This window comes from Candidatus Sororendozoicomonas aggregata (genome assembly GCF_031528575.1).
GTDB classification, from domain to species: domain Bacteria; phylum Pseudomonadota; class Gammaproteobacteria; order Pseudomonadales; family Endozoicomonadaceae; genus Endonucleibacter; species Endonucleibacter aggregata.
Window position 1 is genome coordinate 1 of sequence record NZ_JAVLSP010000032.1, and the last position, 26376, is coordinate 26376.

25 protein-coding genes and 1 pseudogene are annotated in these 26376 nt (G+C 48.7%); 25 read left to right on the plus strand and 1 reads right to left on the minus strand.

Annotated features, from left to right (window positions below):
- Positions 1-215: 215 nt before the first annotated feature.
- Complete coding sequence (dinG, locus tag V4C51_RS08080; protein ID WP_330925641.1) at positions 216-2363, plus strand: ATP-dependent DNA helicase DinG; 2148 nt, start codon at positions 216-218, stop codon at positions 2361-2363.
- 275 nt (positions 2364-2638) lie between these two features.
- On the opposite strand, the gene V4C51_RS08085 is transcribed toward dinG, so the two are convergent.
- Complete coding sequence (locus V4C51_RS08085; protein WP_330925642.1) at positions 2639-2794, minus strand: hypothetical protein; 156 nt, start codon at positions 2792-2794, stop codon at positions 2639-2641.
- Positions 2795-3004: 210 nt separating this feature from the next.
- Here V4C51_RS08085 and V4C51_RS08090 point away from each other — a divergent pair, with 210 nt between their 5' ends.
- The 24 genes and pseudogenes from V4C51_RS08090 (at position 3005) to V4C51_RS08200 (ending at position 26197) form a co-directional block, all read left to right on the plus strand.
- Positions 3005-3730 carry a YopT-type cysteine protease domain-containing protein gene (locus V4C51_RS08090; protein ID WP_330925643.1) on the plus strand — a complete coding sequence of 242 codons (726 nt, stop codon included), beginning with the start codon at positions 3005-3007 and terminating at the stop codon, positions 3728-3730.
- A gap of 649 nt (positions 3731-4379) precedes the next feature.
- Positions 4380-5105, plus strand: a complete 726-nt coding sequence (locus tag V4C51_RS08095) for a hypothetical protein (RefSeq protein ID WP_330925644.1) — start codon at positions 4380-4382, stop codon at positions 5103-5105.
- Between the two features lie 333 nt (positions 5106-5438).
- Positions 5439-5705: a hypothetical protein gene (locus tag V4C51_RS08100; RefSeq protein ID WP_330925645.1), complete on the plus strand. Its 267-nt coding sequence runs from the start codon at positions 5439-5441 to the stop codon at positions 5703-5705.
- Positions 5706-6087: 382 nt separating this feature from the next.
- Positions 6088-6813: a YopT-type cysteine protease domain-containing protein gene (locus V4C51_RS08105; protein ID WP_330925646.1), complete on the plus strand. Its 726-nt coding sequence runs from the start codon at positions 6088-6090 to the stop codon at positions 6811-6813.
- A 105-nt stretch (positions 6814-6918) separates the two neighbouring features.
- Positions 6919-7689: a serine O-acetyltransferase gene (cysE, locus tag V4C51_RS08110; protein WP_330925647.1), complete on the plus strand. Its 771-nt coding sequence runs from the start codon at positions 6919-6921 to the stop codon at positions 7687-7689.
- A 516-nt stretch (positions 7690-8205) separates the two neighbouring features.
- A complete protein-coding gene (gene iscR / locus V4C51_RS08115; protein ID WP_330925648.1) occupies positions 8206-8694 on the plus strand; it encodes a Fe-S cluster assembly transcriptional regulator IscR in 489 nt (162 codons plus the stop codon).
- 45 nt (positions 8695-8739) lie between these two features.
- Complete coding sequence (locus tag V4C51_RS08120) at positions 8740-9954, plus strand: IscS subfamily cysteine desulfurase (RefSeq protein WP_330925649.1); 1215 nt, start codon at positions 8740-8742, stop codon at positions 9952-9954.
- 28 nt (positions 9955-9982) lie between these two features.
- Positions 9983-10369 carry a Fe-S cluster assembly scaffold IscU gene (gene iscU, locus V4C51_RS08125; protein ID WP_330925650.1) on the plus strand — a complete coding sequence of 129 codons (387 nt, stop codon included), beginning with the start codon at positions 9983-9985 and terminating at the stop codon, positions 10367-10369.
- Between the two features lie 15 nt (positions 10370-10384).
- Positions 10385-10984 (plus strand): iron-sulfur cluster assembly protein IscA, encoded by a 600-nt coding sequence (gene iscA / locus V4C51_RS18140; RefSeq protein WP_476577893.1) that lies wholly within the window; start codon positions 10385-10387, stop codon positions 10982-10984.
- A gap of 143 nt (positions 10985-11127) precedes the next feature.
- Positions 11128-11664 (plus strand): Fe-S protein assembly co-chaperone HscB, encoded by a 537-nt coding sequence (gene hscB / locus V4C51_RS08135; RefSeq protein ID WP_330925651.1) that lies wholly within the window; start codon positions 11128-11130, stop codon positions 11662-11664.
- A 92-nt stretch (positions 11665-11756) separates the two neighbouring features.
- The gene (gene hscA, locus V4C51_RS08140) at positions 11757-13628 is read left to right on the plus strand and encodes a Fe-S protein assembly chaperone HscA (RefSeq protein WP_330925652.1); all 1872 of its coding nucleotides are present in this window, start codon (positions 11757-11759) and stop codon (positions 13626-13628) included.
- A 1-nt stretch (position 13629) separates the two neighbouring features.
- Entirely contained in the window at positions 13630-13968 is a 339-nt protein-coding gene (gene fdx / locus V4C51_RS08145; protein WP_330925653.1) for an ISC system 2Fe-2S type ferredoxin, read from the plus strand.
- A 26-nt stretch (positions 13969-13994) separates the two neighbouring features.
- Entirely contained in the window at positions 13995-14195 is a 201-nt protein-coding gene (gene iscX / locus V4C51_RS08150; RefSeq protein ID WP_330925654.1) for a Fe-S cluster assembly protein IscX, read from the plus strand.
- Positions 14179-14343, plus strand: a complete 165-nt coding sequence (locus V4C51_RS08155; protein WP_330925655.1) for a hypothetical protein — start codon at positions 14179-14181, stop codon at positions 14341-14343. Before iscX ends, V4C51_RS08155 begins: the two co-directional genes overlap by 17 nt.
- A 382-nt stretch (positions 14344-14725) precedes the next feature.
- Positions 14726-15157 carry a nucleoside-diphosphate kinase gene (ndk, locus tag V4C51_RS08160; protein WP_330925656.1) on the plus strand — a complete coding sequence of 144 codons (432 nt, stop codon included), beginning with the start codon at positions 14726-14728 and terminating at the stop codon, positions 15155-15157.
- Positions 15158-15218: 61 nt separating this feature from the next.
- A complete protein-coding gene (rlmN, locus tag V4C51_RS08165) occupies positions 15219-16379 on the plus strand; it encodes a dual-specificity RNA methyltransferase RlmN (protein ID WP_330925657.1) in 1161 nt (386 codons plus the stop codon).
- A 54-nt stretch (positions 16380-16433) separates the two neighbouring features.
- Positions 16434-17207 (plus strand): type IV pilus biogenesis/stability protein PilW, encoded by a 774-nt coding sequence (gene pilW, locus V4C51_RS08170; RefSeq protein WP_330925658.1) that lies wholly within the window; start codon positions 16434-16436, stop codon positions 17205-17207.
- Positions 17197-17847: a helix-turn-helix domain-containing protein gene (locus V4C51_RS08175; RefSeq protein WP_330925659.1), complete on the plus strand. Its 651-nt coding sequence runs from the start codon at positions 17197-17199 to the stop codon at positions 17845-17847. Before pilW ends, V4C51_RS08175 begins: the two co-directional genes overlap by 11 nt.
- 646 nt (positions 17848-18493) lie before the next feature.
- A complete protein-coding gene (gene hisS / locus V4C51_RS08180; protein WP_330925660.1) occupies positions 18494-19771 on the plus strand; it encodes a histidine--tRNA ligase in 1278 nt (425 codons plus the stop codon).
- Positions 19772-19784: 13 nt separating this feature from the next.
- Positions 19785-20471 carry a YfgM family protein gene (locus V4C51_RS08185; RefSeq protein ID WP_330925661.1) on the plus strand — a complete coding sequence of 229 codons (687 nt, stop codon included), beginning with the start codon at positions 19785-19787 and terminating at the stop codon, positions 20469-20471.
- A gap of 3 nt (positions 20472-20474) precedes the next feature.
- Positions 20475-21641: an outer membrane protein assembly factor BamB gene (gene bamB / locus V4C51_RS08190; protein ID WP_330925662.1), complete on the plus strand. Its 1167-nt coding sequence runs from the start codon at positions 20475-20477 to the stop codon at positions 21639-21641.
- 265 nt (positions 21642-21906) lie between these two features.
- Complete coding sequence (gene der, locus V4C51_RS08195) at positions 21907-23328, plus strand: ribosome biogenesis GTPase Der (RefSeq protein WP_330925663.1); 1422 nt, start codon at positions 21907-21909, stop codon at positions 23326-23328.
- Positions 23329-23528: 200 nt separating this feature from the next.
- Positions 23529-23636: pseudogene (locus tag V4C51_RS18145) on the plus strand (IS1 family transposase); the annotation flags it as partial.
- Between the two features lie 218 nt (positions 23637-23854).
- Positions 23855-26197, plus strand: coding sequence for a hypothetical protein (locus V4C51_RS08200; RefSeq protein WP_330925664.1), 2343 nt, complete (start codon positions 23855-23857; stop codon positions 26195-26197).
- Positions 26198-26376: the final 179 nt, after the last annotated feature.

Sequence of the window (26376 nt, forward strand, 5' to 3'; positions counted from 1 at the left end):
ACTATTCACTAAAAATTTCCGACTTTTTATCCTCAATTTTCTGCCATCCTCGCTACGGGCGCTATTCTCGGACAGCCTCCTAGACGATACCGCCCCTGGATAACAAGATGGACAAACCGGCAGGTAAGTCAATAACAAACCTGACTGCCGGGTTAGGGTTTTCAGGCAGAAAGCTCTTTATACTTTGGCCGGACTAACTTGGATGCGACATTATCGTGCTGGAACAGAGCCATAAGCAAGCGATACAAAAAGCCTACAGTGCTTTTTTAGACAGTCAGTCGTTAAAAGCCCGTAAAGGCCAAAAGCAAATGATTGCGGAAATTGCCCGCCAACTGGCCACGATTGTTACCGATAATGAGGGCCGACGCACCTCGGGGCCTTCGATTACGGTCATAGAGGCCGGCACCGGGACGGGTAAAACAGTGGGGTATTTGATTCCCTCCGTGGTCATGGCCCAGGCCGCCAGTAAATCACTGGTCATCTCAACGGCAACAGTGACGTTGCAGGAGCAGGTTATCAGCAAAGACCTCCCGGCGATCAAAAAACATACCGGACTGGATTTTTCCTTTGCCCTGGCTAAAGGCCGGGGGCGTTATGCTTGTATCAGCAAGCTGGACCGGTTGTTACAGGAAGAAAAACAGACCGAATCGTTGGTGGATCTATTTGCCAATGAGGGGTTTAGTATTGACCATGACAGCCGCGCGCGTGCGTTATATCAAGATATGCTTGAGCAGTTTGCCGCGTCACGCTGGGAAGGGGACCGGGATAGCTGGCCTGATGCCCTTGAGGATTCTCAGTGGCGAATGATTACCACCGACCATGCCCAGTGCAGTGGCCGACGCTGTGGTTACTTCAGGCAGTGCCCGTTTTTCAAGGCCCGGGGCGATCTTGAGCAAGTCGATATTATTGTCACCAACCATGACCTGGTGATGGCGGATTTGGTGTTAGGTGGTGGCGCGATTCTTCCAACGCCAAAAGACTGTATCTATATCTTTGATGAAGGGCATCATCTGCCAGATAAAGCCATTAATCATTTTGCTTGCCAGTCCCGTCTGAAGGGGACGGCCTCCTGGCTGGAAAAGGCTGGCAAGTATTTGCGCAAGGTGTTGGCTCAGAATACTTTTCCTGGCGAACTCGGTGAGCGTATGGAGCAGGTACAACCGGCCATTGAGGGGTTGATAACTGCCCTTTCCCATACCCGTGAGCTGCTCCACAGTGTGGCGCATTTTGAACCGAAGTCGCAGGGTGAGAGTCAGGTGGCTGTTTACCGTTTTCCCAACGGCGTTGTGCCAGAGGCCGTGGTTGCCCAGGCGAGACTGCTGTTAGCAGGCTTTAATAAGGCGACGGGATTACTCGAAAAAATCACCAGGGTACTGAACGATGCCATGAATGATGACATGCCAGGTATCGATAGAATGCGGGCTGAGCACCTTTATCCTGAAGTGGGTGCCATGGTGACGCGCCTGCAGGGTCAATGTCAGTTGTGGCACAGTTATACCATTATTGATAAAGAAGGTGGGCCGCCCCATGCCCGCTGGCTGAAATGGAGTGAAGGAACGTTTGGAGAAGAGCTGGAGATATTCAGTAGCCCCACCCTTTCGGCAGAAACACTCCACAGCAGCTTGTGGTCGCAATGTTATGGTGCGGTGGTAACATCGGCAACATTGGCCTCTTTGGGAAACTTCAACCGTTATCAGATGCGTTCGGGCGTTCCTTCAGAATCTCGTTTTGTGGTGGTGCCCAGCCCCTTTGCGCATGGCAGTGCCGCTCAGTTGATTGTCCCGGCAATGGCTGTTGACCCCAGAAAGCAGGAGGAACATACCGAGGCGTTGGTTGCCTGTGTTCCTGCTTTGATCAGTCACAGCCAGGGGGCGTTAATGTTGTTCTCTTCGCGTCGGCAGATGAACGATGTTTATGGCAGGTTGCCAGCGTCGGTACAGGAACAGATTCTGTTGCAAGATGATTACTCCCGGCAGGAATTACTGAGCCGTCACCGCGCGCTGATTGATGCCGACAAACCCAGTACATTGTTTGGCCTGGCATCACTGGCAGAAGGCATTGACCTGCCGGGACGGTATTGTGAGCATGTCATCATTGCCCGTATTCCCTTTGCTGTACCCGATGACCCGGTAGAGGCAGCGCTGGCTGAATGGCTTGAGGCCGAGGGGCGCAATCCATTTATGGAAATAACCGTACCGGATGCTGCTATCCGTCTTGTGCAGGCTTGTGGACGGTTATTACGCAAAGAAAGTGATACCGGGCAGATTACTTTGCTGGACCGGCGAGTGGTGACACAGCGCTATGGGAAGATGATTCTCAATTCGCTGCCGCCCTTTGCCCGGCAAATAGAGCCTGTCAGGTAGGCAGTCACCTGACGGGTCAGTTGCTTCAGAGTGATACTGTCTATTGCCAATAGTCTGTGCCTTTTTGTTGATATTTGTCAGTATTTCTTTGTGATTTTTTTGGTAGCCTGGCGTTACCTGCTCTGAAAGGAGAAAAGGTCTGTTGCCAAGGGGGAGGCGATGACAGGCCAACAATAAAATCAGGAATCAGACAATAAGAACTGATAGCAACCGGCGGTAAGCCGGTTTTTTTTATATTACGTGATGTTATTGATAGACAGTGAGGATTGACTCATTCAACGGTTTAAAAGGTAAGTGAAGGGATTGCTGGTGTTATTCAGGCTCAGGCTGTCTGCTAAAATAGCTACATTGTTATTTTGTAAATCAACTTCGCTATGTTGTAAATCGACTATTTTTATTGTTCTTCGCTGACAACCTGAACCTGAGGACATTAATACGCCTCCTGTTAGCAGGCTTTGCTCCTCATTTCTACATTTCTGACGTGCGGCCTGTCACGGCGACCACGATAGCAGAAAAGGCCATGGGTATGACTGGCACTGGGTTGACTCGTCAGGGTATTTCTCATGGGAACATTGTAGAAATAGTCGAAATAGTAGAAATTGGAGGTAGCTCAGCAGTTGGACAGTGACAGGAGGTGTTTTGTGGACAGTTGTCAACAAGTATTTGAGGAATCTGCCCGCCAATATCAAGGGGTCATAACGTGGCCCTTTGACCAAGATTGTATCGACTCCCGTGGGGTATGTCTTTCTTTGTGCGCCCATTGGATTCGCTATCATAGTATGGGTAAGCATCTATCTGAAGAATTGTATGATAAAAACGATCCGGGCAAATTCAATCAATGCACAATAGGGAAAATTCAGGCACTGCAGGGTAGTGAACTATTCTGGATTCCTTACAACGAGTGTTATGCTTACAAACACCATGAACACATTATCTCCTGGTTGCGCGCCTTTGGGTTATGCTTGCAAACAAACATTACCACCGGTGACTGGACTCGTTCATTTTACCGCAATAATTATGATTCAAATCGCCCCCCCCATCATAATAATGCTACTTATGCTGCCAGCTTAATGCTCAGCGCCATGATGAAATATATCTCCTGTTATTTGCTCATTGTTGTCGATAATTTGAATCACTTCGATGTGAATACTGGAGGAAGCGGGCATGTTTTTTGTGCCTGGTTTGGTCAGCTTTCGGGGGGAGACGTGTGTTTTTTTGATCCTAACTTTGGTGAGGTATGGTTTGAACAAAGGGATCAGTTTGCTCTATTTGCGGGAACCTATTTGGAGTATTTCATGTTAATGAATCATTATACCCATTGGGATCTTCTTCCTGTGGTAAAACCGGCATTTCCTTTGGGGATGTAAAACGCGGGTGTTTTCCCTTACACAAAAGATCATCTAGCTTCCTCGCTGGATACCCCTACCGAGCCAGAGGGTGTCGCGAAACGCTTAATTTTCTCCGTCGTCATCCCGTACGGGGATTGTAAGGATCTATGCCATAAGGACGTGAATCACTAAACCCCCATGACGCGTGCGGTTAGAGCGCCTTCCGTCGACCGTACTCCCCGGTACGGCGCTCCTTCGCAAAATCCCTTAGAGCCGCAAGGTTCCGCGCGATTCTCAGGGCAGTTTATGAAATATCCGGGTTAGTGATAGACAGTGAGGATTGACTCATTCAACGGTTTAAAAGGTAAGTGAAGGGATTGCTGGTGTTATTCAGGCTCAGGCTGTCTGCTAAAATAGCTAAATTGTTATTTTGTAAATCAACTTCGTTATGTTGTAGATCGACTATTTTTATTGTTCTTCGCTGACAACCTGAACCTGAGGGCATTAATACGCCTCCTGTTAGCAGGCTTTGCTCCTCATTTCTACATTTCTGATGTGCGGCCGGTCACGGTGACTGCGATAGCATAAAAGGCCGTGGGTATGAGGGTGACTCATCAGGGTATTTCTCATGGGAACATTGTAGAAATAGGAGGTAGCTCAGCAGCTGGACAGTGACAGGAGGTGTTTTGTGGACAGTTGTCAACAAGTATTTGAGGAATCTGCCCGCCAATATCAAGGGGTCATAACGTGGCCCTTTGATCAGGATTGTATCGACTACCGTGGGGTGTGTCTTTCTTTGTGCGCCCATTGGATTCGCTATCATAGTATGGGTAAGCATCTATCTGAAGAATTGTTTGATAAAAGCGATCCGGGCAAATTCAATCAATGCACAATAGGGAAAATTCACGCATTGCAGGATAGTGAACTATTCTGGATTCCTCGCAATGAGTGTTATGCTTACAAATACCGTGAATGCATTATCTCCTGGTTGCGCGCCTTTGGGTTATGCTTGCAAACAAACATTACCACCGGTGACTGGACTCGTTCATTTTACCGCAATAATTATGATTCAAATCGCCCCCCCTATCATAGTAATGCTACTTATGCTGCCAGCTTAATGCTCAGCGCCATGATGAAATATATCTCCTGTTATTTGCTCATTGCTGTCGACAATTTGAATCACTTCGATGTGAATACTGGAGGAAGCGGGCATGTTTTTTGTGCCTGGTTTGGTCAGCTTTCGGGGGGAGACGTGTGTTTTTTTGATCCTAACGTTGGTGAGGTATGGTTTGAACAAAGGGATCAGTTTGCTTTATTTGCGGGAACCTATTTGGAGCATTTCATGTTAAAGAGTTATTATACCCATTGGGATCTTCTTCCTGTGGTAAAACCGGCATTTCCTTTGGGGATGTAAAACGCGGGTGTTTTCTATTACACAAAAGATCATGAACAGCTGCCATCAGACAATAAGAACTGATAGCAACCGGCGGTAAGCCGGTTTTTTATACTACGCGATGTTAGAAGTAGTCTTAAAAGTCATGCTCCTACTGCGGCTTAGATAAATGGGTCTGAAAAGTCGCTTTTGTCCGTCAAATAGTCCCGCTATTCTCCTCACAAAAGCGACTTTTTATCCGCCATTTCTCGCAGTCATCGCTACGGGCAGACTTTTAAGACTGCTTCTGAGTGATAGACAGTGAGGATTGACTCGTTACAATGTCAGTTTTATAACGTCTTACGGGGCTATCTGTTGAGTAAAGCAATTGTCGCCGGTGCCGGGATTGTATTGATGAGCCTTTTGCTATCAGCTTGTACAGTCATCGGGAAGAACAGTGACGCCAGGTGGGGTAGCCGGCAAATCTATGGGAGGTATATGCCTGATGGTATGCGTTTATCCGTGCGGTGCCGACAGACTGGTTTTTTTGGGGCTTTTATTGGTGATATTGACCATTGCGCGCCCATGCTTACCCCGGTTTGGTGGGTTAACCCTGATGATTTGTTTAAAAACAGGGGCTGAAGAGGTTTCTGCTAATCCAACGGCTTGCGAGGTAAGTTAAGGGCACCCTGGTGTTATTCAGGCTCTGGCTGTCTGCTAAAATAGCTAAACCGCTATGTTGTCAATCATCTATTTTTCTTGTCTTCTACGCTGACAATCTGAGCCTGAGTAGTGCGTTAACGCGCTACGTATTAGCAGGCTTCGCTCCTCATTTATTTCTACATTATTTCTGACGTGCAGCTTGTCACGGCGACCACGATAGCAGAAAAGGCCATGGGTATGATGGGTGTTACAGGCACTGGGTTGACTCGTCAGGGTATCTCTCATGGGAACATTGTGGAAATAGTCGAAATAGTAGAAATAGGGGGTAGCTCAGCAGCTGAACAGTGACAGGAGGTGTCTTGTGGCCACTTTGAAACAAGCATTCGAGGAATATGCTCACATAAGTCAAGGGGTCGTAACGTGGCCTTTTAGTCAGGATCTCGTCCATTCCCGTGGGGTGTGTGTTTCTTTGTGCGCCCACTGGATTCGCTATCATAGTATGGATAAGCATCTCCGTGAAGAATTGCATGATGAAAGCGCTCGATGCAAATTCAATAAATACGCAATAAGGAGAGTTCAATCATTGCAGGAGGTTGAACCCTTCTGGCTTCCTCGCAGCGCGCAATATCCTTCCACAGACAGTGAACTCATTATCTCCTGGTTGCGCGCCTTTGGGTTATGCTTGCAAACAAATATCACCAATGGTGACTGGACTCGTTCATTTTACCGCGAAAATTATAATCCGAATCGCCCCCCCCATCATGCTTATCCTAAGCATGCTACCCGATTAATGCTCGGGGCCATCATGAAATATATATCCTGCTATTTGCTCATTACGGTCGATAATTTGGATCACTCCGACGCCTATAGTAATGGAAGCGGGCATGCTTTTTGTGCCTGGTTTGGTCAGCTTTCGGGGGGAGACGTGTGTTTTTATGATCCTAACGTTGGTGAGGTATGGTTTGAACAAAGAAAGCATTTTGATCTATTCGCAAGTAAATATCTGAATTATTTCATGACAATGTATGATTACACGCATTGGGATCTTCTTCCTGTGGCAAGACCGGCATTTCCTTTGGGGATGTAATAAACGACTGAGTTCAGGTTTGAGACGGCCACCAGTTAGTTCTTTTATAATATAAGCTCCGCAAGTCATAATATCACTTTTCTGTCATCAGCAGTCTCTGTAGTTATGTTTGAACGAATCAAAGAAGATATTACCAGTGTGCTTGACCGGGACCCGGCAGCGAGAAATACCCTTGAGGTGCTGACCACGTATCCGGGGCTGCACGCGCTGTTGATGCATCGGCTGGCCCATGGTCTGTGGCACAGGAATGTTAAGTGGCTGGCGCGTTTCATTGCCATGTTCAGTCGCTGGTTTACCGGGATTGAAATTCATCCGGCTGCCGTCATTGGGCGGCGTTTTTTTATTGATCACGGTATGGGAGTTGTGATTGGTGAGACGGCTGAAATTGGCGATGATGTCACCTTGTATCAGGGGGTAACGCTTGGTGGAACGTCGTTGAATAAGGGCAAACGACATCCGACCATTGAGGATCGTGTGGTTATAGGGGCAGGCGCTAAAGTGCTTGGGCCTTTTTCAGTGAGAAAAAATGCGAGAGTGGGCTCTAATGCGGTTGTGGTAAAAGAGGTGCCCGAAGGGGCAACTGTTGTGGGGGTACCTGGACGTATTGTCAAAAGTCCCCCCGATGCCTGTGAAGAGGCAAACGGTGCTGCCCACCAAAAAGCCGATTTTGATGCCTACGCTGTCACTTCGGGTATGCCAGACCCGACAGCCCGTGCTATTTCAGCCATACTGGATCATTTAAAAACGGTGGATAGTCGCCTGGCGTCTTTTAGTGAGGCGCTGAAGGAGAATGGGGTAACCTGCGAAAGCGATCCCCTGCCTGAATTGAAGCGGGAATACGTTGAGTCAGTGAAAGGAACAGGTAGCCAGGAGTGATTCCAAGAAGAAATCAACCCCTCGATACCAGCGCCAGGAGCCTGTCCGAGAATAGACCGCGCTACTGCGGTTGCGATAAATTGGTCTAAAAATCCCTGCTTCTTCATCAAATAGCCCCGCTATTCTCCTCAGAAGCAGAAATTTTTATCCTCAATTTCTCGCAATCCTCGCTAAGGGCGCTATTCTCGGTCAGGCCCCCAGGGGGGGCAGAAAGTGGGTGGTCGGATAACGTGTCTGGCTTGTTTCCCGTATATTTGGTCAGTGACAACCCTGTCCAGGTTCTATAAAATGCCTTTTCGTTATTAAAAATATTTAATAAATTCTATCTATTTATAAATCAAGGAGTTAGCCCTGAATAATACTTGACTATTTTACTCGGGTATTTCATAATCACCCACAGGGAACGGGTTGGAACTGCTCAGGCGAGTTCTGTGGGGATAAAGTTTACCACTTCTTTATTACTTCCATTGCTGCTGCGAATAAAAAAGCGGCTATTCACTCGTTGAGAGGTCGTGTATGCGATTAACTACGAAAGGCCGTTACGCAGTAACAGCCATGTTGGATTTGGCATTACATTCAGACCAGAAGCCGGTCACATTATTAGATATATCTAACCGTCAGGGAATTTCCCTGTCCTACCTTGAGCAGTTGTTTTCCCGATTGCGGCGGAATGATCTGGTGTCCAGTGTCAGGGGGCCCGGTGGGGGTTATATGCTCAGCCGTGGCAGTGCTGATATTTGTGTGGCCGAAGTGATTGATGCTGTGAATGAATCAGTGGATGCTACCCGCTGTCAGGGAAATGGCGGATGTCAGCAGGGAGCGACTTGTCTGACGCACCACCTGTGGCACGATTTAAGCCGTCAGATTCATACGTTTCTGGGGGGGATCAGCCTGTCTGATTTAATGGCGCGCAGTGATATTCGTGGTGTTGCCTGTCGCCAGGATCAACAAAGTCTGGCAGAAGGGTTAATAGGCACCAGCACAGCCGCTAATATACGACTGTAGTCTGACTATTATGAGAAAAGATTTGACCGTTTGGAGATGTTTCTAATGAAGCTACCGATTTACCTTGATTACTCTGCGACAACACCGGTAGATCCACGTGTGGCAGAGAAAATGAGTCAGTGCTTGTTGGCCGAGGGTAATTTTGGTAACCCTGCTTCGCGTTCTCATATGTTTGGCTGGAAAGCAGAAGAAGCCGTTGAGGAAGGACGCCGCCAGGTTGCTGACCTGCTTCATGCAGACCCACGTGAAATTGTTTGGACCTCAGGTGCGACAGAATCTGATAACCTTGCCATTAAAGGTGTCGCGCATTTTTACAGTAAAAAAGGCAAACATATTATCACCTCCCGTATTGAGCATAAGGCGGTGCTCGATACCTGTCGTCAGTTGGAGCGTGAAGGGTTTGAGATCACCTATCTGGATCCCGATAAGGACGGGTTGATTCAGCCTGAGGTTGTCGAGGCAGCATTAAGGGATGACACTATTCTGGTTAGCTTGATGCATGTCAATAACGAAATCGGCGTGATTAATGATATTGCTGCCATTGGCGAGATTACGCGTGCCAGAAAAGTACTTTTTCATGTGGATGCAGCCCAGAGCGTCGGTAAGTTGCCCCTCGATATGAGTACCATGAAGGTTGACCTGTTGTCTGTGTGTGCTCATAAAATGTATGGTCCCAAGGGGATTGGCGTATTATATGTCCGCCGCAAGCCGCGGGTTCGCATTGAATCGATGATTCATGGTGGCGGTCATGAGCGTGGTATGCGCTCAGGTACATTGCCTACTCACCAGATTGTGGGCATGGGTGAAGCGTGTCTCATTGCCCGGGAATCCATGGCGGCTGAAAATGAGCGGTTGTTGGGTTTGCGTCAGCGTTTTCTCTCGCATTTTGACACAATGGAGGAAGTGCATGTTAACGGGAGTCTTGACCAACGTATCGCTGGCAATATTAATATCAGCTTTGCCTTTGTTGAGGGTGAATCATTGATTATGGCATTGAAAGACCTGGCCATATCATCCGGTTCAGCCTGTACTTCAGCAAGTCTTGAGCCGTCTTACGTTCTGCGGGCGCTTGGGTTGAGTGATGAATTGGCACATAGCTCCCTGCGCTTTAGCTTTGGGCGTTTTACCACGGGTGAAGAAGTGGACTATGCGGCAAATCAGGTCATTCATGCAGTGAGCAAACTGCGTGAGCTTTCTCCTTTGTGGGATATGTATCAAGATGGCGTGGACCTGTCCAAAGTTCAGTGGGTTGCGCACTAATTAGGATTAACCCGGGAGCACAAAGACAATGTCTTACAGTGAAAAAGTAATTGATCATTATGAAAACCCCCGTAATGTGGGCAAGTTGGATCAGTCCTCCGCTGCCGTAGGAACAGGTATGGTGGGTGCGCCGGCTTGCGGTGATGTGATGCGTTTGCAGATTCAGGTGAATGATGAAGGGGTGATTGAAGATGCCCGTTTCAAAACCTATGGCTGTGGTTCGGCGATTGCGTCCAGTTCTCTGGCTACTGAGTGGATGAAAGGAAAAACCCTGGAAGAGGCTGGCGCTATTCGTAATACTGATATTGCGAAAGAGCTTGCGCTGCCGCCGGTGAAGATTCATTGCTCGGTACTGGCAGAAGATGCGATTCAAGCAGCCATCAAGGATTATCGCAGTAAACAGAACGTCGGCTAAGAAAGGGATTGCGTTATGGCGAGTACCTTATCGGATAGTCCTTCAGCTCTAATTGAACGGCAGTCTGAAAAAGAGAGTAAGGATACCGTCCGGGCTGAAGAGCGGTCTGAACAAGAGAGTAAGGATACCGACCGGGCTGAAGAGCGGTCTGAAAAAGAGAGTAAGGATACCGACCGGACTGAAGAGCGGTCTGAAAAAGAGAGTAAGGATACCGACCGGGCTGAAGAGCGGTCTGAACAAGAGAGTAAGGATACCGACCAGACTGAAGGGGAGCCTGAAAAGCAGATTGTGGGAATCACCATGACTGATGTCGCCGCTGCCCATATCAAGAAGCAGCTTGCCAGGCGAGGCAAGGGGCAGGGCATCCGGTTGGGTGTCAAAACTTCGGGTTGCTCTGGTATGGCCTATGTGCTTGAGTTTGCTGATGAGGAACTCGATGGTGATAGCGTGTTTGATCATGACAATGGCGTCAAGATTTTTATTGATCCAAAAAGCCTGGTCTATATGGATGGTACCGAGCTTGATTTTGTTAAAGAAGGCCTGAACGAAGGATTTCAGTTCAGCAACCCCAACGTTGCCAGCGAATGTGGCTGTGGTGAAAGTTTTAACGTTTGAGCAACTGTTGATGGTTGTCCAAGGTCTGTGGGCGATGCTTCAGGTCCGCACGTTAAGCCCGGTTATATAAGTACTGTTAATTGGACAGTACTGGTATCATCGGGCTTTTGTTTGTCTGATCCATTCACTTAACGGGATATGGCGTGGATATCACTCTGAATTACTTTGAACTCTTTCAACTGCCTGAGTCCTGTGATCTCAATACCAGTCAGTTAGCCATTCGATACAGAGAACTACAGCGTACCGTGCACCCTGACCGGTTTGCCGGTGATGCAGATCGTTTGCAGCGCCTGTCCTTACAATATGCGGCTTATGTCAATGAAGCCTACACTGTGCTGAAATCTCCCTTACGGCGCTATATTTATCTTCTCAAGCTGGCAGGAAGGGAAGTGGACATGGAGCACAATACGATCATGGATTGCGCCTTTCTGGAAGAGCAAATGGCGTTGCGTGAGTCCGTTTCAGAGGTGCGGAATCAGCCACAGCCCGAGGCTGCCCATCAACAGCTGGTGGCAAGTGTCGATGAAAGTCTTGATACCCTGGGGCAGCGTTTTTCCGAGCTTTGGGCACAAGGAGATACGCAGGCCCTTGAGCAGGCGGAAGCGGTTGTCAGAAAGATGCAGTTTTTGGTGAAATTAGCCGATGAGCTGGATCAGATGGAAGCTGAGTTATTTCACTAATCGCCAAGAGCCTGTCGGACTTAAGACAATTTCGGCCTAAAATCCATAAAGCGCGAATAAGTCCGACAGGCTCCTGGCAATACGAGGCAGAGATGGCATTATTGCAGATTTCCGAACCTGGAGAAACTCCCGAGTCCTTTCAGAGAAAGAGGGCTGTGGGCATTGATCTCGGTACCACTAACTCACTGGTTGCTACGGTTATAGCAGAATCAGCGGTAACATTGCCGGATGAACAGGGCAAGCATGAGCTACCCTCCGTTGTCTGGTACGGCAAAGACGGGGTCTCTGTCGGGCATGCGGCGCGGGAGTATACCAGTACTGACCCTGAAAATACTATTATATCCATTAAGCGCTTGATGGGTCGTGGCCTTGATTATGCGACGGAAGCTGGAGGGCTATTGCCCTACCAGTTTGAGGCATCTTCACAGTCTGTCCCACTGATTAAAACCCGCGCTGGTTCGGTCAGCCCGGTGGAAGTATCAGCTGAAATCCTCAGAACACTCCTTATACGTGCCGAGGGGGCATTGGGTGAACCCCTTGACGGTGCTGTGATTACCGTGCCGGCTTATTTTGATGATGCCCAGCGTCAGGCGACAAAGGATGCGGCAAAACTGGCGGGAATTTCCGTTTACCGGCTCTTGAATGAGCCAACAGCGGCAGCTGTAGCCTATGGGCTGGATAAAAAAGACGATAGCGAAGGATTTATTGCGGTTTTTGATCTTGGGGGAGGCACCTTCGATATCTCTGTTTTAAAAATGGAGCGGGGCGTGTTTCAGGTGTTGGCCACAGGTGGTGATACTGCCCTTGGAGGGGATGATTTTGATAAGCAGCTGGCACAGTGGCTGCTGAAAAAGGCAGGGATTGATGAAAGAACCCGGACACATCAGATTATGCGAAAAGCCCTGGTTCAGGCTTGTGAAATCAAAGAGTCACTGACCTTTGTGGAGAGTGTGGCGGTATCGTTTGAAGGCTGGTCCGGTGACATTTCCCGTGATGTTTTCAATGAGCTGGTTGCGCCACTGGTGCGGCGGACACTGCGTACTTTCAGGAGGGTATTAAAGGATGCCAGCGTGAAAGTGGCGGATATTCAGGATGTGGTGATGGTGGGTGGATCAACCAGGATGCCCGTCATTCGTGAGCAGGTGGCTGCCTTTTCCGGTAAGAGCCCGCTGACGTCTATTGATCCTGACCGTGTAGTGGCTATTGGGGCCGCGCTTCAGGCTGAGGTGTTATCAGGTAATCATGCTGGTCATGACCAGCTATTACTGGATGTCATACCCTTGTCATTAGGGCTTGAAACAATGGGTGGGCTGATGGAAAAGGTTATTCACCGTAATACCACCATCCCTGTCAGCCGGGCTCAGGAATTTACCACGGCGAAAGACGGCCAGACGGCCATGGTTGTGCATGTCTATCAGGGCGAGCGGGAATTAGTGCAGGATAACCGTTCCCTCGCACGCTTTGAGTTGTACAATATCCCGCCTTTGCCAGCCGGTGCCGCGAAAATTCAGGTAACCTACCAGGTAGATGCTGACGGAATGCTCAGTGTCTCTGCTAAAGAGCTTTCCACAGGGGTGAGCAGCAGTGTTCAGGTTAAGCCTTCTTATGGCCTTGGTGATGAAGTGATTGCTGAAATGATTAAATCATCGTTCACCCATGCTGGTGACGACCGTGACAAGCGACGTTTACGTGAGAATGAAGTGGAAGCTGAACGTATGTTGGAGGCGCTATCCGTCGCCTTGGAAAAAGACGGTAACACCTTGTTAAGTGCTGACGAAAAGGCGGCGTTGGAGGAAGACTTGCAGCAGTTGAAAACCATCCGTCACTCTGGAGATGCTGCTGCTATAGCCCATGAGATTGATCGTGTTGGGCGCGCCAGTGAAGAATTTGCTGCCCGCCGGATGAATCAGGGTATTCGTAAGGCGCTGTCAGGCCAGTCTATTAAAAATTTAGAGGATTCCTGAAATGCCCAAGATTGTTATTCTACCCCACGAAGAGCTTTGTCCCGAGGGTGTGGCGTTTGAAGCAGAAGCAGGTGTCACGGTATGTGATGCGGCGTTGGCAAATGGTGTGGACATTGAGCATGCCTGTGAGAAGTCCTGTGCCTGCACGACCTGTCATGTGGTGGTACGAGAGGGCTTCGATACGATGGAAGAGCCTGATGAACTCGAAGAAGACCTGCTGGATAAAGCCTGGGGTTTAGAGCCTGAATCCCGCTTGAGTTGTCAAGCGGTAGTAGGCAGTGAGGACCTTGTGGTAGAGATACCGAGGTATACGATTAATCAGGTATCAGAGCGACATTAACCCATTTGTTTTTTAGAGGAAACGCTATGAGTCTCGGATGGGCCGATATCTACGATATTGCCATTGAGCTGTGTGAAGCTCACCCGGATCAGAACCCGCGTTATGTCAATTTTGTGGATTTAAGGGACTGGGTGTTGGCGTTGGAGGGTTTTGATGATGACCCCGAACGCTGTGGTGAGAAGATCCTTGAGGCTATTCAGATGGCATGGATTGAAGAAAAAGAATGAAAAGAATGAAAGCTCTGCTGTTTTTCCTGAATTTCCTGAATTTTCTGAAAAGGTAGCGTTCTTCACTCATCCTCAGGGTGAGCGGTTGAACAGCATTTTCCCCATGATGAATAAGGCGCCTGGCACGTTAAAAGCCGTCAACGGCTGAATTCAGGTTTAAACGTATTTATCAGGCTCCTAGCCCGGATATTTCATAAACATGCTCCTGGCCTCGCTTGCTCCTTGCGGCTCTAAGGGAGTTTTGCTCAGTCGACCGTACTCCCCGGTACGGCGCTCCTTCGCAAAATCCCCAAGAGCCGCAAGGTTCCGCGCAATTCTCAGGGCAGTTTATGAAATATCCGGGCTAGTATGACGATTAAGGCGGCGCCCGGGAGTCAGCCAGACCTGACAGGGCGTGTAACATGGTTTACAATGCGCGCCAATTTCCGCGGGTCTTTCTGTGGCTGGCGGAGCTGATTTTCGGCGTTGATTTACAACGCTTATTACAGGGCAACATGTCTCGCGGGCATGATTTACAATGGAGAATATTTATGACCACTGAACGTACACTGTCCATCATCAAGCCTGATGCCGTTGCTAAAAACGTCATTGGCCAGATTTTCAGTCGTTTTGAGCAAGCGGGTTTGCAGATTATTGCTTCCCATATGGTTCATCTGTCCCAGGAGCAGGCAGAAGGTTTTTACGCTGAACACCGCGAGCGTCCTTTCTTCAAAGACCTGGTGGCTTTCATGACGTCAGGACCTGTGGTTGTCTCTGTACTTGAAGGTGAAGGTGCTGTCTTGAAACACCGAGACCTGATGGGGGCAACCAACCCGAAAGAAGCTGAGGCGGGTACTATCCGTGCCGATTTTGCCCAAACCATTGATGAAAACGCGGTGCACGGCTCCGATTCCCTTGCTTCTGCTGAGCGGGAAGTGGCTTACTTCTTTGAGTCAGCGGCTATTTGCAAGCGCGCGCGATAATTATTTGTGCCACAGGCTGTCAGTGAGTATCTGGCAGCATTTTCGGCATATAGGTACGACTATGTCAGAACTGACACTCACCCCCACAACCAACTTGCTTGGTCTTTCCCGTGAAAAAATGGAAGACTTTTTCCTGGCTATTGGCGAGAAAAAGTTTCGTGCCCACCAGGTGCTCAAATGGATACACCATAATGGCGTTGACGCCTTTGATGACATGACCAATATTGGCAAGGCGCTGCGTGAACAGCTCAATGCGCGCGCTTATATTGCCGGGCCTAAAGTGGTTAGTAGCCAGTTTTCAACGGATGGTACCTGTAAATGGGTCGTGCGCGTTGCCAGCGGCAGTTGTGTGGAAACGGTTTATATTCCTGAAGGTAAGCGTGGAACGCTATGTGTGTCTTCTCAGGCAGGCTGTGCCCTGGATTGCAGTTTTTGCTCCACCGGTAAACAGGGTTTTAATTCAGATTTGACTGTGGCTGAAATTATTGGGCAAGTGTGGATTGCCGCCCGCCACTTTGGCAATGTGCCTGCAAAAATGGATCGTTCCATTACCAATGTGGTGATGATGGGGATGGGAGAACCCTTGTTGAATTTTGACAATGTTGTCGATGCCATGAACCTGATGATGGACGACCTGGGCTATGGCCTGTCCAAGCGTCGGGTGACGTTAAGTACATCGGGTGTGGTTCCTGCGTTGAGAAAGCTGGGGCAGGTCACTGATGTTTCTCTGGCTATTTCACTGCATGCGTCCAATAATACCTTGCGTAACCAATTGGTACCGATTAATAAAAAATACCCTCTGGAGGAACTGCTTGACGCGACCCTGGCCTACATGAACGGTTTGTCTGATAACAAGCGCGTGGTCACCATTGAGTACACTTTGTTGGCCGGTGTGAATGACCAGCCTGCACATGCAGAGGAAATGGCGCTATTGCTCAAGGGGATACCTTGTAAAATCAACCTCATCCCCTTTAACCCTTTTCCGTACTCCGGTTACGAGCGTCCAAGTAATAATGCTGTGCGTCGTTTCCAGGAAAAACTGCGACGGTCGGGCTTTAATGTCACGGTTCGCAAGACCCGGGGCGATGATATTGATGCTGCCTGTGGTCAGCTGGTGGGGAGTGTGGATGACCGTACCCGCCGAAGTGCCCGTTATAGTGCTGCCCGGGCACTGGACTCTGCGCCAGAGGTGCCGACAACAACTACAGCAGGAGCAGCTTAACTGCCTGATAGTGCTTGCAGTCCCCTGTCAGGCAGTTGTTTGATGAGGGATCGTATGAACAAGCGCACTATTAAAGACTATGCTTTGGGTGGCTGGCTGGGAGTATTCAGCCTGACCGGTTGTGTCAGCCAGCCCGGAACAAACGTCAGTAACCAGCAACAGGCCGTTGAAAATTATATGAGTCTTGCCCGAGGTTACTTGCAGGAAGGTTATACTGAAAAGGCAATCAAGCCGCTAAAGCGGGCATTGGAGATTGACCGTCACTCCTCCGATGCTTACGGCATGCTGGCGTTGACTTATCAGGTTCAAGGTGAAGACAAGCTGGCAGACACCTTTTTTCGCAAGGCGCTGTCATACGATGCCAGGGCGGCTGATGTGCAGAATAACTATGGGGCTTTTCTGTTCAGCCAGGGACAGCTTGAGGATGCCTACAAGCAGTTTGCTCGGGCGGCTGAAAATATGGATTATGAAAAACGTAGCCGGGCCTACGAAAATATGGGCATTGTTGCCTTAAAGCAAGATAAATCCCCGTTGGCAAAGCAACATTTTGAAAAATCACTAAGATTGAACGGTAACCTGGTTCGGGCGCGCTTTGAATTGGCCGCATTATTGCACAATGAAAGGCAGTACCGTTCAGCATGGTCGCATTATAAGGCGTTTACTCGACAGTCACGTCAAAACCCCCGAAGTTTGTGGTTGGGGATTCAGTTGGCTCGCATGAATGGTGACAGGGATGCTGCTGCCAGTTATGCGGTGCAACTGGAGAGTCTCTACCCCGCATCGAGAGAGTTGAAAGCTTACCGGAGTTTAGTCAGGTATGAGAAGTGAGAATGGGTGTAATAGTGAAAATGACAGTGTTGACTCCGCATCTCCCTGTGAGCAACTGTCCCTGGCCCGGCAGGCCAGGGGGCAGACAGTTAAGGACATTGCTGACGTATTAAAAATCCCTGAATCTTATGTGCAGGCCCTGGAGCAGGGTAATTTTAACGTGTTGCCCGGTAAGGCTTTTATACGGGGCTATTTGAAAAATTATGCCCGTTATGTCGGCATTGATGGTAGCCAGTTGCTCAAAGCCCTGGCACTGGATGTCAATATGGGTGTTGCCACCGATCCTATTCCCGAAATAGCGGCGCCGCCGATGCTTGAGCGCCGCTCTTCCAGTGTTATTCGTTATGTGGCCTCCTTTCTATTTGCGGCTCTGGTGGTCGCAGTGAGTTATTTCTGGTGGAATAAAACTCACCACAGGGAAAGAACCCCTGTTACCGTAGAGCAAAACAGTCCCACTGAGTTGGTTAAACCCAAACCTCACAGCCCACTTTCTGTGCCGGATAAACCCCTTGAAGAGGCTGAATCATCGGCCTCTGAGGGGGATGTTTTCCTTAACGAGGAAGTCCTTTCAGACCACGCTCTGGAGCCTGAGGCATCAGAGTCGGCAACATTGCCTCCAGACGCCGCTCAGGCAGAGTAAGCGTTTTTCCCGCCAGCGGCATTAAAAAAACCGGAGCGGCAGAGGATATCTGCGTTCCTTATGGAGTGGTTATGGGGTGAGCTTCACCTCGGCAATGCGCTTGGAGCCTGTCGGGTTTAAGCTTTCGAGCATGAAATATCCGGGCTAGGGTCATTGGCATTATTTCCTATCAGGCACTTGCCTTGCTGATCACTGTTTTGCCTTTTTTATCGGCGCTTCACAGAGTATAGTTCCCGCTTTTGCTGGGGTTTTTCAGGGTTCGTTTTTCAGGGTTCATCAATGGGTATTGTAATAAGAATGACTCTGCCCTATTGTCATCCCCGCGAAAGTATTCGCAACCGCGGTAGGGCAGTCTATTCTCGGACAGGCTCCTGGCTTAGTGGGAATGACGGTAGGCGTTTCCGCGTCTTTCCGATGACACTTAGCGCTTATTCTATGGGAAAGTGAGTGGCAGATGATGTGGCTTTGTGTTGGTTATATTGGCGTCTTTTGTGGGGACAGTCGCGGTGACGGAGTTTGCGAAAGGGCATAGATTGCTTGTGTTCTGTCGTGGTAGCTATTTATTGATGGGCTTCTGTGGTTTGAACAGTGCTTATCTGCACGACATTGGTATGTATTGTATTGAGGATTAAGGGGATATCTGGACGTGGCCAAGCAACTTCAGGCCCTTCGTGGGATGAACGATATTTTGCCAGAGGAAACACCACCATGGCGTTATCTGGAAGAGACAGTCAGATCTGTATTGTCAGCCTACTGTTACCAGGAAATTCGCACGCCGATTGTGGAGCCTACAGCGTTATTCAGTCGGGGCATTGGTTCTGGTACGGATATTGTTGAAAAAGAAATGTACTCTTTTGATGACCGCAATGGTGATAGCCTGTCACTGAGGCCGGAAGGCACTGCTGGTTGTGTCAGGGCCGGGATTGAAAAGGGGTTGCTTTATAATCAGGTTCAGCGTTTGTGGACAATGGGACCTATGTTTCGTTATGAGCGTCCCCAGAAAGGACGTTATCGCCAGTTTCATCAGATCAGCGTGGAAGCCTTTGGCATGGCAGGTCCTGACTGTGATGCAGAGTTGATCCTGCTAACAGCCAGGCTGTGGAAAGCTCTGGGCTTGACAAAACATGTGAGTCTTGAACTTAATACCCTCGGGACACAGGACTCTCGCGAGCGTTACCGTACCGACCTTGTCGCGTACCTGACCCGCTTCAAAGAAGCGCTGGATGAGGACAGTGTTCGTCGTTTATCTATTAATCCGCTTCGGATTTTGGACAGCAAACATCCGAATACGCGGAAGGTTGTTGCTGACGCGCCGGTGTTACAGGATTATCTGGATGAGAACGCTAAGGCCCATTTTGATGGTCTCTGTCTGCGACTCGATGAAGCTGGGGTTTGCTATACTGTCAACCCTCGTCTTGTCCGTGGCCTGGATTACTACAGCAAAACCGTGTTTGAATGGGTGACACAGAGCCTTGGTGCCCAGGGGACTGTATGTGCCGGTGGGCGTTATGACGCGCTGGTAGAATTGCTCGGCGGCAAGCCTACGTCAGCAGTGGGTTTTGCCATGGGGCTTGAGCGATTGGTTTTGATGCTGAAAACCCTGGGGCTGTTACCTGCGCACCTTTCCCATACTGTAGATGTTGCCTTGGTATCCATGGGGGCACAAACGCAATTGATGCCCCTGGTGGAGCGGCTCAGGGATAACTATCCTGAACTGCGGCTTCAAACTGATTGCACAGGCGGAGGATTTAAGGCACAAATGAAACGTGCTCATCGAAGCGGGGCACAGTTTGCGCTTATAATAGGTCAGGAAGAACTTAACACAGGTGTGGTGACGGTTAAGTCATTGCGCTCGGATGAGCCCCAGGCTCAGGTGCCAGAGTCTGCGTTAGCAGATTATCTGAAACAGCGTATTCAGGAGTAATCAGGAGTAAAGGGTGAGTTACGATTCGGACGAAGAGCAGATAGAACAACTCAAACGGCTGTGGAAAGATTACGGGCAACCAGCGGTTGTCGGTGTTCTCATCACGCTGGTAGCGGTGTTTGGTTATAAGGCCTGGCAAAAAAATCAGCATGGAAGGGCTGCTGCCGCCTCGGCGCTTTACCAAAACCTGCTTGATACAGTGGCTGATGCGAAGGGGCCGGTATTGAACGAAGAGCAGAAAGCCACGGTCACGCATGTGGTTGACAACCTTCAAAAAGATTACGGCAGCAGTCGTTATGCTGCCCTGGCGACATTATTCCTTTCCCAGCAACAGGTGAAAGATCATACCCTTGAAAAAGCGCGAGACTCATTAGAATGGGTACTGGCGCAAAAACCCGATGATAATATTGAGGTTATTGTTCGTGTCAGGTTGGCGCGTGTCCTGCTTTCCATTCCTGAGAGCGAGCCACAGAAGGCATTGGATGTGCTTTCGGCGCTCAAGCCTGATAACTCGTCTTTCACTGGCAGTATCAATGCGGTACGTGGCGATGCTTATGTGGCGTTGGGACAGGATGATAAAGCACGTGAGGCATACAAAAAAGCGATGGAAGCAGCACAGGCTGAGGGTCAATCCCGCCCATTGCTGCAACTGAAACTGGATGATCTGGCAACGTTACCAACATTGCCACAAGGGAGCTAGAGGATGGAAAGGTGTTTCAGGGCATTAGCCGTGGTATTGCTGGTTTCGGGGCTGTCAGCATGTAGCTTGTTTTCTTCTGAAGAAGAAGTGGTCAAAACACCCAAGGCGCTCAAGCCTCTCCAGGGGGAAGTGGTTACCTTGACAAAGGTTTGGTCAAAAAGCCTGGGGGACAAGGCAGAAGAGGGCCATGGCAACCTCAGGCCGACCATTGAGGGTGACGCTATCTACGCGGTGGGTGCCGCAGGGACGGTGATTGCCGTGGACCGTAAAACCGGCAAGGACATCTGGCGGCGTAAGCTGGAGAATATCCGTGTCAGTGGTGGGCTTACCGTGCGTGGTGGCCGGGTTTTGCTGGGTACATTAAATGGTGATGTGATTGCCCTGAGCCAAAAAGATGGTAGTGAGCTGTGGCGGGCGCGTGTCAGCAGTGAAGTGTTATCAGCACCTGCATCCGATGGGTTTACGGTGCTGGTTAAGAGCATTGACGACAAGCTGACGGCACTTGATGCTGAAAATGGCAAGGTATTGTGGACGCAAAGTGCTTTGCAACCGGCCCTGACACTGCGTGGCGCGTCAGCGCCGGTGATTGAAGGTGAAGCCGCCCTGGCAGGTTACGCCGGTGGCGAAGTCAAAGCCTTTCGTCTCGAAAGCGGCGTGCCACTTTGGGAAGCCAGGGTAGCGACGCCTAAAGGGAGTTCAGAGCTTGAGCGCATGGTGGATATTGACACTACCCCCTTGATTGTCGGTGATACGATGTTTGTTGCCAGTTATCAGGGCAACGTGGCTGCCCTTGATCTTTACCGGGGACGGTTGAAATGGTCGAAAGAAATGTCCAGTTACCGCTCACTGGCAGAAGGTTTTGGCTCTTTATACGTGACCGACCAGGACAGTTATGTCAGTTCCCTTGATCAGCGGACCGGTGCTTCGAGCTGGCAGCAGAAGGATCTTGAGTACCGTGACCTGTCAGCGCCTGCTACGTTTGGCAATTATGTCGTCGTGGGAGACTATGAAGGTTATATCCATTTGTTGTCTCAGGTAGATGGCAGTATGGTGGGTCGCTATCATGTCGGCTCATCTGCCATTGAGGCCCAGCCGGTGGTTGATGGTGACAGAGTGTATATCCAAACGGTCAACGGCAAGCTTGTCGCTTTGTCCATGAAAAAACAGTAGTACAGCTGATTATTGATGTGATCGGGTTGTCCCTTGGTGGTCAACCCTTTTTTATATTTTATCAGGCCAGATTGAAAAGGTTGGTCGCTACCGCGTCAAATGTTTACTGCCTTTGTTGCGGTTTGACTGAAAGTGAAGTGATACCGGGGGCATTCAAATCAGGTTTATTACCTGTCCTGGAGTCTCAGGCGCCGCATTTGGTCAGGGAATAACCGCGAAAGAAGTAAGCTTGTGCCGGGGTAGTATTTGTTGTTGTAGAGTAATCATGATTCCTGTAATTGCGTTGGTAGGCCGCCCCAATGTGGGCAAATCCACCTTGTTTAATCGGTTAACACGATCCCGTGATGCTCTGGTAGCGAATGTGGCGGGTTTAACTCGTGACCGGAAGTACGGTGAAGGCAAAGTCGGTCAAAAACCTTTTATTGCTGTCGACACAGGGGGTATTGGTGGCGATGAAAAAGGGATTGACTCGGCAATGGCAGAACAGTCCCTGGCCGCTATTAAAGAAGCCGATGTGGTGTTGTTTCTGGTGGACGCTAAAGCAGGTTTAACGGCTGCGGATGAAATGATTGCCAACTACCTGCGGCGTGAAGGTAAAAACTGCCATCTGGTTTTGAACAAAGTGGACAGTGTGGATGCTGACCAGGCAGAAGCTGACTTTGCGGCAATGGGTTTGGGACGGGCTTATCAGATTGCTGCTGTGCACGGGCGTGGCGTCAAAGGTATGATTGATAACGTGCTTTATGATGTGGCACCCGAGGTGGAAGGTGAGGAAGACGAGCGGAGCGTTAAAGCCAGAGGGATAAAAATCGGTATTGTTGGTCGGCCCAACGTGGGTAAGTCCACCCTGGTTAACCGGCTTCTCGGTGAAGAACGTGTCGTGGTATATGATCAGGCGGGTACTACGCGTGACAGTGTTTATATCCCCTACGAACGATTTGGTCAGGACTATACGCTGATTGATACCGCAGGGGTCCGCCGGCGGGGAAAAGTCACCGAAGCCATTGAGAAGTTTTCTGTGATCAAAACGCTTCAGGCCATTGAAGATGCCAATGTTGTGGTCTTGGTTTTTGATGCGCGAGAAGGCATTGTTGATCAGGATCTTCATATGCTGGGCTTTGTGTTGGAGTCTGGGCGTGCTGTTGTGCTTGCCATCAATAAATGGGATGGAATGGGCGAAGATGAAAAAAAACATATCAAGACCGAATTAAGTCGTCGTCTTAATTTTATCAACTTTGCCCGGCTACATATGATTTCAGCCAGGCACGGTACAGGTGTCGGGCACCTCTATGAATCTATTGAAGAAGCCTATGGGTGTGCTACTCGCAAGCTTTCCACCAATCAACTGACCAGTATTCTTGAGGATGCGGTGAGTGAGCATCAGCCACCTTTGGTCAACGGTCGCAGAATCAAGTTGCGCTATTGTCACTCCGGTGGCATGAATCCACCAACACTGGTGATTCATGGTAATCAGACTGATGCGGTACCTGCTTCTTATCAGCGTTACCTTGAAAATACGTTCCGAAAAGCACTAAAAATCATGGGGACACCCATTCGCATTGAGCTACGCTCAGGTGATAACCCTTTTGAGGGGAGAAAAAACAAACTGAATGAACGTCAGATGAAGAAAAAGCGTCGTTTGATGGAACATGCGCGAAAAACCAGGAAAAAGCACAAGCAGAAATAATACCCATCGCCCTTGGAGCCTGTCGGGCTTAAGCTTTCGAGCATGAAATTCAGTAGGGCGAGCCAGAATTTTCGATGGATTTGTGGGAATAGTTGATCTATTTAAGCAAATTCATCGGAAAATATGGCCGCATTTTCTCGCACTTTCTCGCACTTTCTGGATTTTAGGCCGAAATTGTCTTAAGTCCGACAGGCTCCTAGAACCTTAATTTCAGAACGAGGCTGGCCCGACGTGCAATCTGCTTTTCAAGATCGCAAGAGCTTAATGATAAGCTCATTGGTGAGTTTATAGCCCGTGAACACTATCAACTCTTATCTTGCGGTTTCAATCAAAGTGCGTGCTTTTTTTATAAACTGCTTTCTTTTCTTGTATTTTGTCTTTTTATAGTGGTTTAGGCATTTCATTTTATAATACCCAATCCTGCACAATAGATGGATTTTAGATTTCCATCTAATTGCTAAATAGGAGAGTAGATACTACAGTGTTTTTTTGATGCGTTTTATTACTGTTTTTATTGTGAGTTTGTATGATGTCTATCATGAGAAAGTACTCCTCCCTTTTTTTGTTTTTATCGATTTATTTATTGTTTGGTGGTTCAGTATATGGACAATCTTTTGATACAAGTTATCCTTCCCTGGTAAACCAAGAGTATTTAAATAAAAAAGGTGAAACAAGTCGTGTTGCTGTCCCTGCTGATACTCTTTACAAGGTGCTCCTCGAGAATTATGGTACGGTTCCCATTGAACGATTGCTGGATAGTATTAATGATGATTTTTTTGACAACACAGAAATGCAGGGTGTCGCAAAAAAGATTATTTTCGCATTGACCGAGAAGGCTGAAGTAAAGGAAAAAACCTTTTCTGAAAAACTGCTGTTATTGGGCTCGGGGGCTGATGATTATGACATCGTACACCCACGACTGGACCAGCTTAAAAAGTTAATTCGCTCATTTTGTCAGGCAGGGCTCGGTAAGAAAAAAACAAAGGACTTGTTGGTGCCTATTGTTTACAACACGGCAAAGTACCCCGATCATAGCGAATACCTCAAGCAGGCTGCCCTGCTTCTTACTGAGTTGCCCGATGATACTCGACTCACCCGACAAAGGGTCGATGAGCACATGGATGTTGTCGTCAGATTTTTAACAGGTGATGAAAATCACATGATCGCCGCTTTTAATAAGAATAAGTACCGTCATTATATCGATGAAAACATGTATTTTGACACTGGCGATAATACGCAAGAGTACTGGGAAGTACTTCGTCAGTCATGTTGTGAGCTCTATAACGCTTCTGACATTGCTCCCTCGGCGATGACAGCCCGAAGTACCGGCGATGGCAATGGTGATAACCCGTCGTCTGTTAGTAGGGGCAAGCCAGGTGTTGGGACAGGAATAGCATCAAATATAAAGATCCTGTTGTCTGGTGCATTGGCTACCCTGATGACTTGTTCGGCAGGCGTTGGGGCTACTCCCGCACCAGTAACAACCCGTTCGACAACAGGAGAAACGGCAACTTCCCCGGCTAATGCCAGCGATTGGCGCAGACTATTATGCCCCAAAACCGTCGATGATAAGCAATGCGCGGGCATCCTTCGCAAAGAGTGTGAATACGGATTGAAAAATAATTACCTCGGTGCCGGATGTATACCGGATCATTACAATTGTCTGTCTTATGATAGCCAAAAAGCTGAATGTATTCCCAATGCCTGGCGGTGTGATGAAGAACGTGATTGCTATCTCGACCCGGCTGGGGGTGTTGATGAAGCCCCTATTCTGTGCAATAGATGTCAGCTGAATGATTATTATAAATGTGGGAGAAGGTGTATTCCTTATTCAGCCATGTGTGACGGGTGTGATGACTGTTTGCATGGAGAAGACGAAAGGCCATGGTCTTGTATTCAGTATAAGCTTCACCAACATGTTCAACGTCAATGTCCTGATGTCAGTGGCAATGCTGGTATTCATTGTGTCCGGGGGGTTTTTCAACGTTGTTTGGACAAGGTATCTGCATTTTCTGATCAAGCCACCGGCGTGGTACCTTCGGTGAACGCCGATTGTCAGAAGACGCCACTGGCCTTTGGTCCTTCTGACTGGCGTGCTCTTTGCCCTGACAACGTGTACGATAAACAATGTAAAAACATTCTTGAGGATTTGTGTCAACATGGGGTAGAAAATAATTACTTAGGTGTCGGGTGCCGCCCCCCTCTATTCAATTGTGAACCTTATGGTAAGACGCCTCATTGTATCCTTAAAGAGCAGGTATGTAACCGTGAACAGGACTGCCCTGTCTCTGGATCTGATGAAGCTTTTGTCCGTTGTGATATTTGCGAAGGGGGTGATTTTAGTCATGGTTATAAATGTGACGGCAAATGTATTCGTGAGACAAGTATGTGTGATGGGCGTTTCGACTGTCTGGACTGGACGGATGAAGACTACGAAACGTGTGTTCGGCACAGGTTGGGTAGATATGTGAAAGATCAATGTCCTTATTTTAAGGGGGATAGGGGTAATGATTGTGTTCTGGGCACTTTTGAGCGGTGTTTGGAAGGTATAGGAAGACCTGTGTCTACACATCAGCCGCCAACAAAAACTATCAAGACGCTCAATAATGACGCCAATCAATCCGGTCTTCCCATTGGTGCTTTTGTCGGTGGAATGGTACCTCTCGCGATGATCACCGGTGTGCTTGCTGTTGCCTTTTGCAAACGTGATAAAATCAAACAATTTTTTTTAACGCGGTTTCCAGGGTTTAGGCCGTTTGATCTTGGTAATCTGACGCATACTAGAGAAGATGACGACAGTATGGAGTTGGATCCGGCTGGACTTTTTGATTCAGGAGATCGACGGGTGTATAGGGTTCCTGCTCACTAAAGCTTGCAGAAAAATTAAAAGCTGAGAATAATATCAATCGTCTTTTCTAAATCCCCTATTGCGTTAGTTACCTGAGGGGGGAATACTGCGTTGAAGCTCCTTGCCATAACTAAGGCTAGGAGCCTGTCGGGCTTAAACTTTCGAGCATGAAATTCAGTAGGGCGAGTCAGAATTTTCGA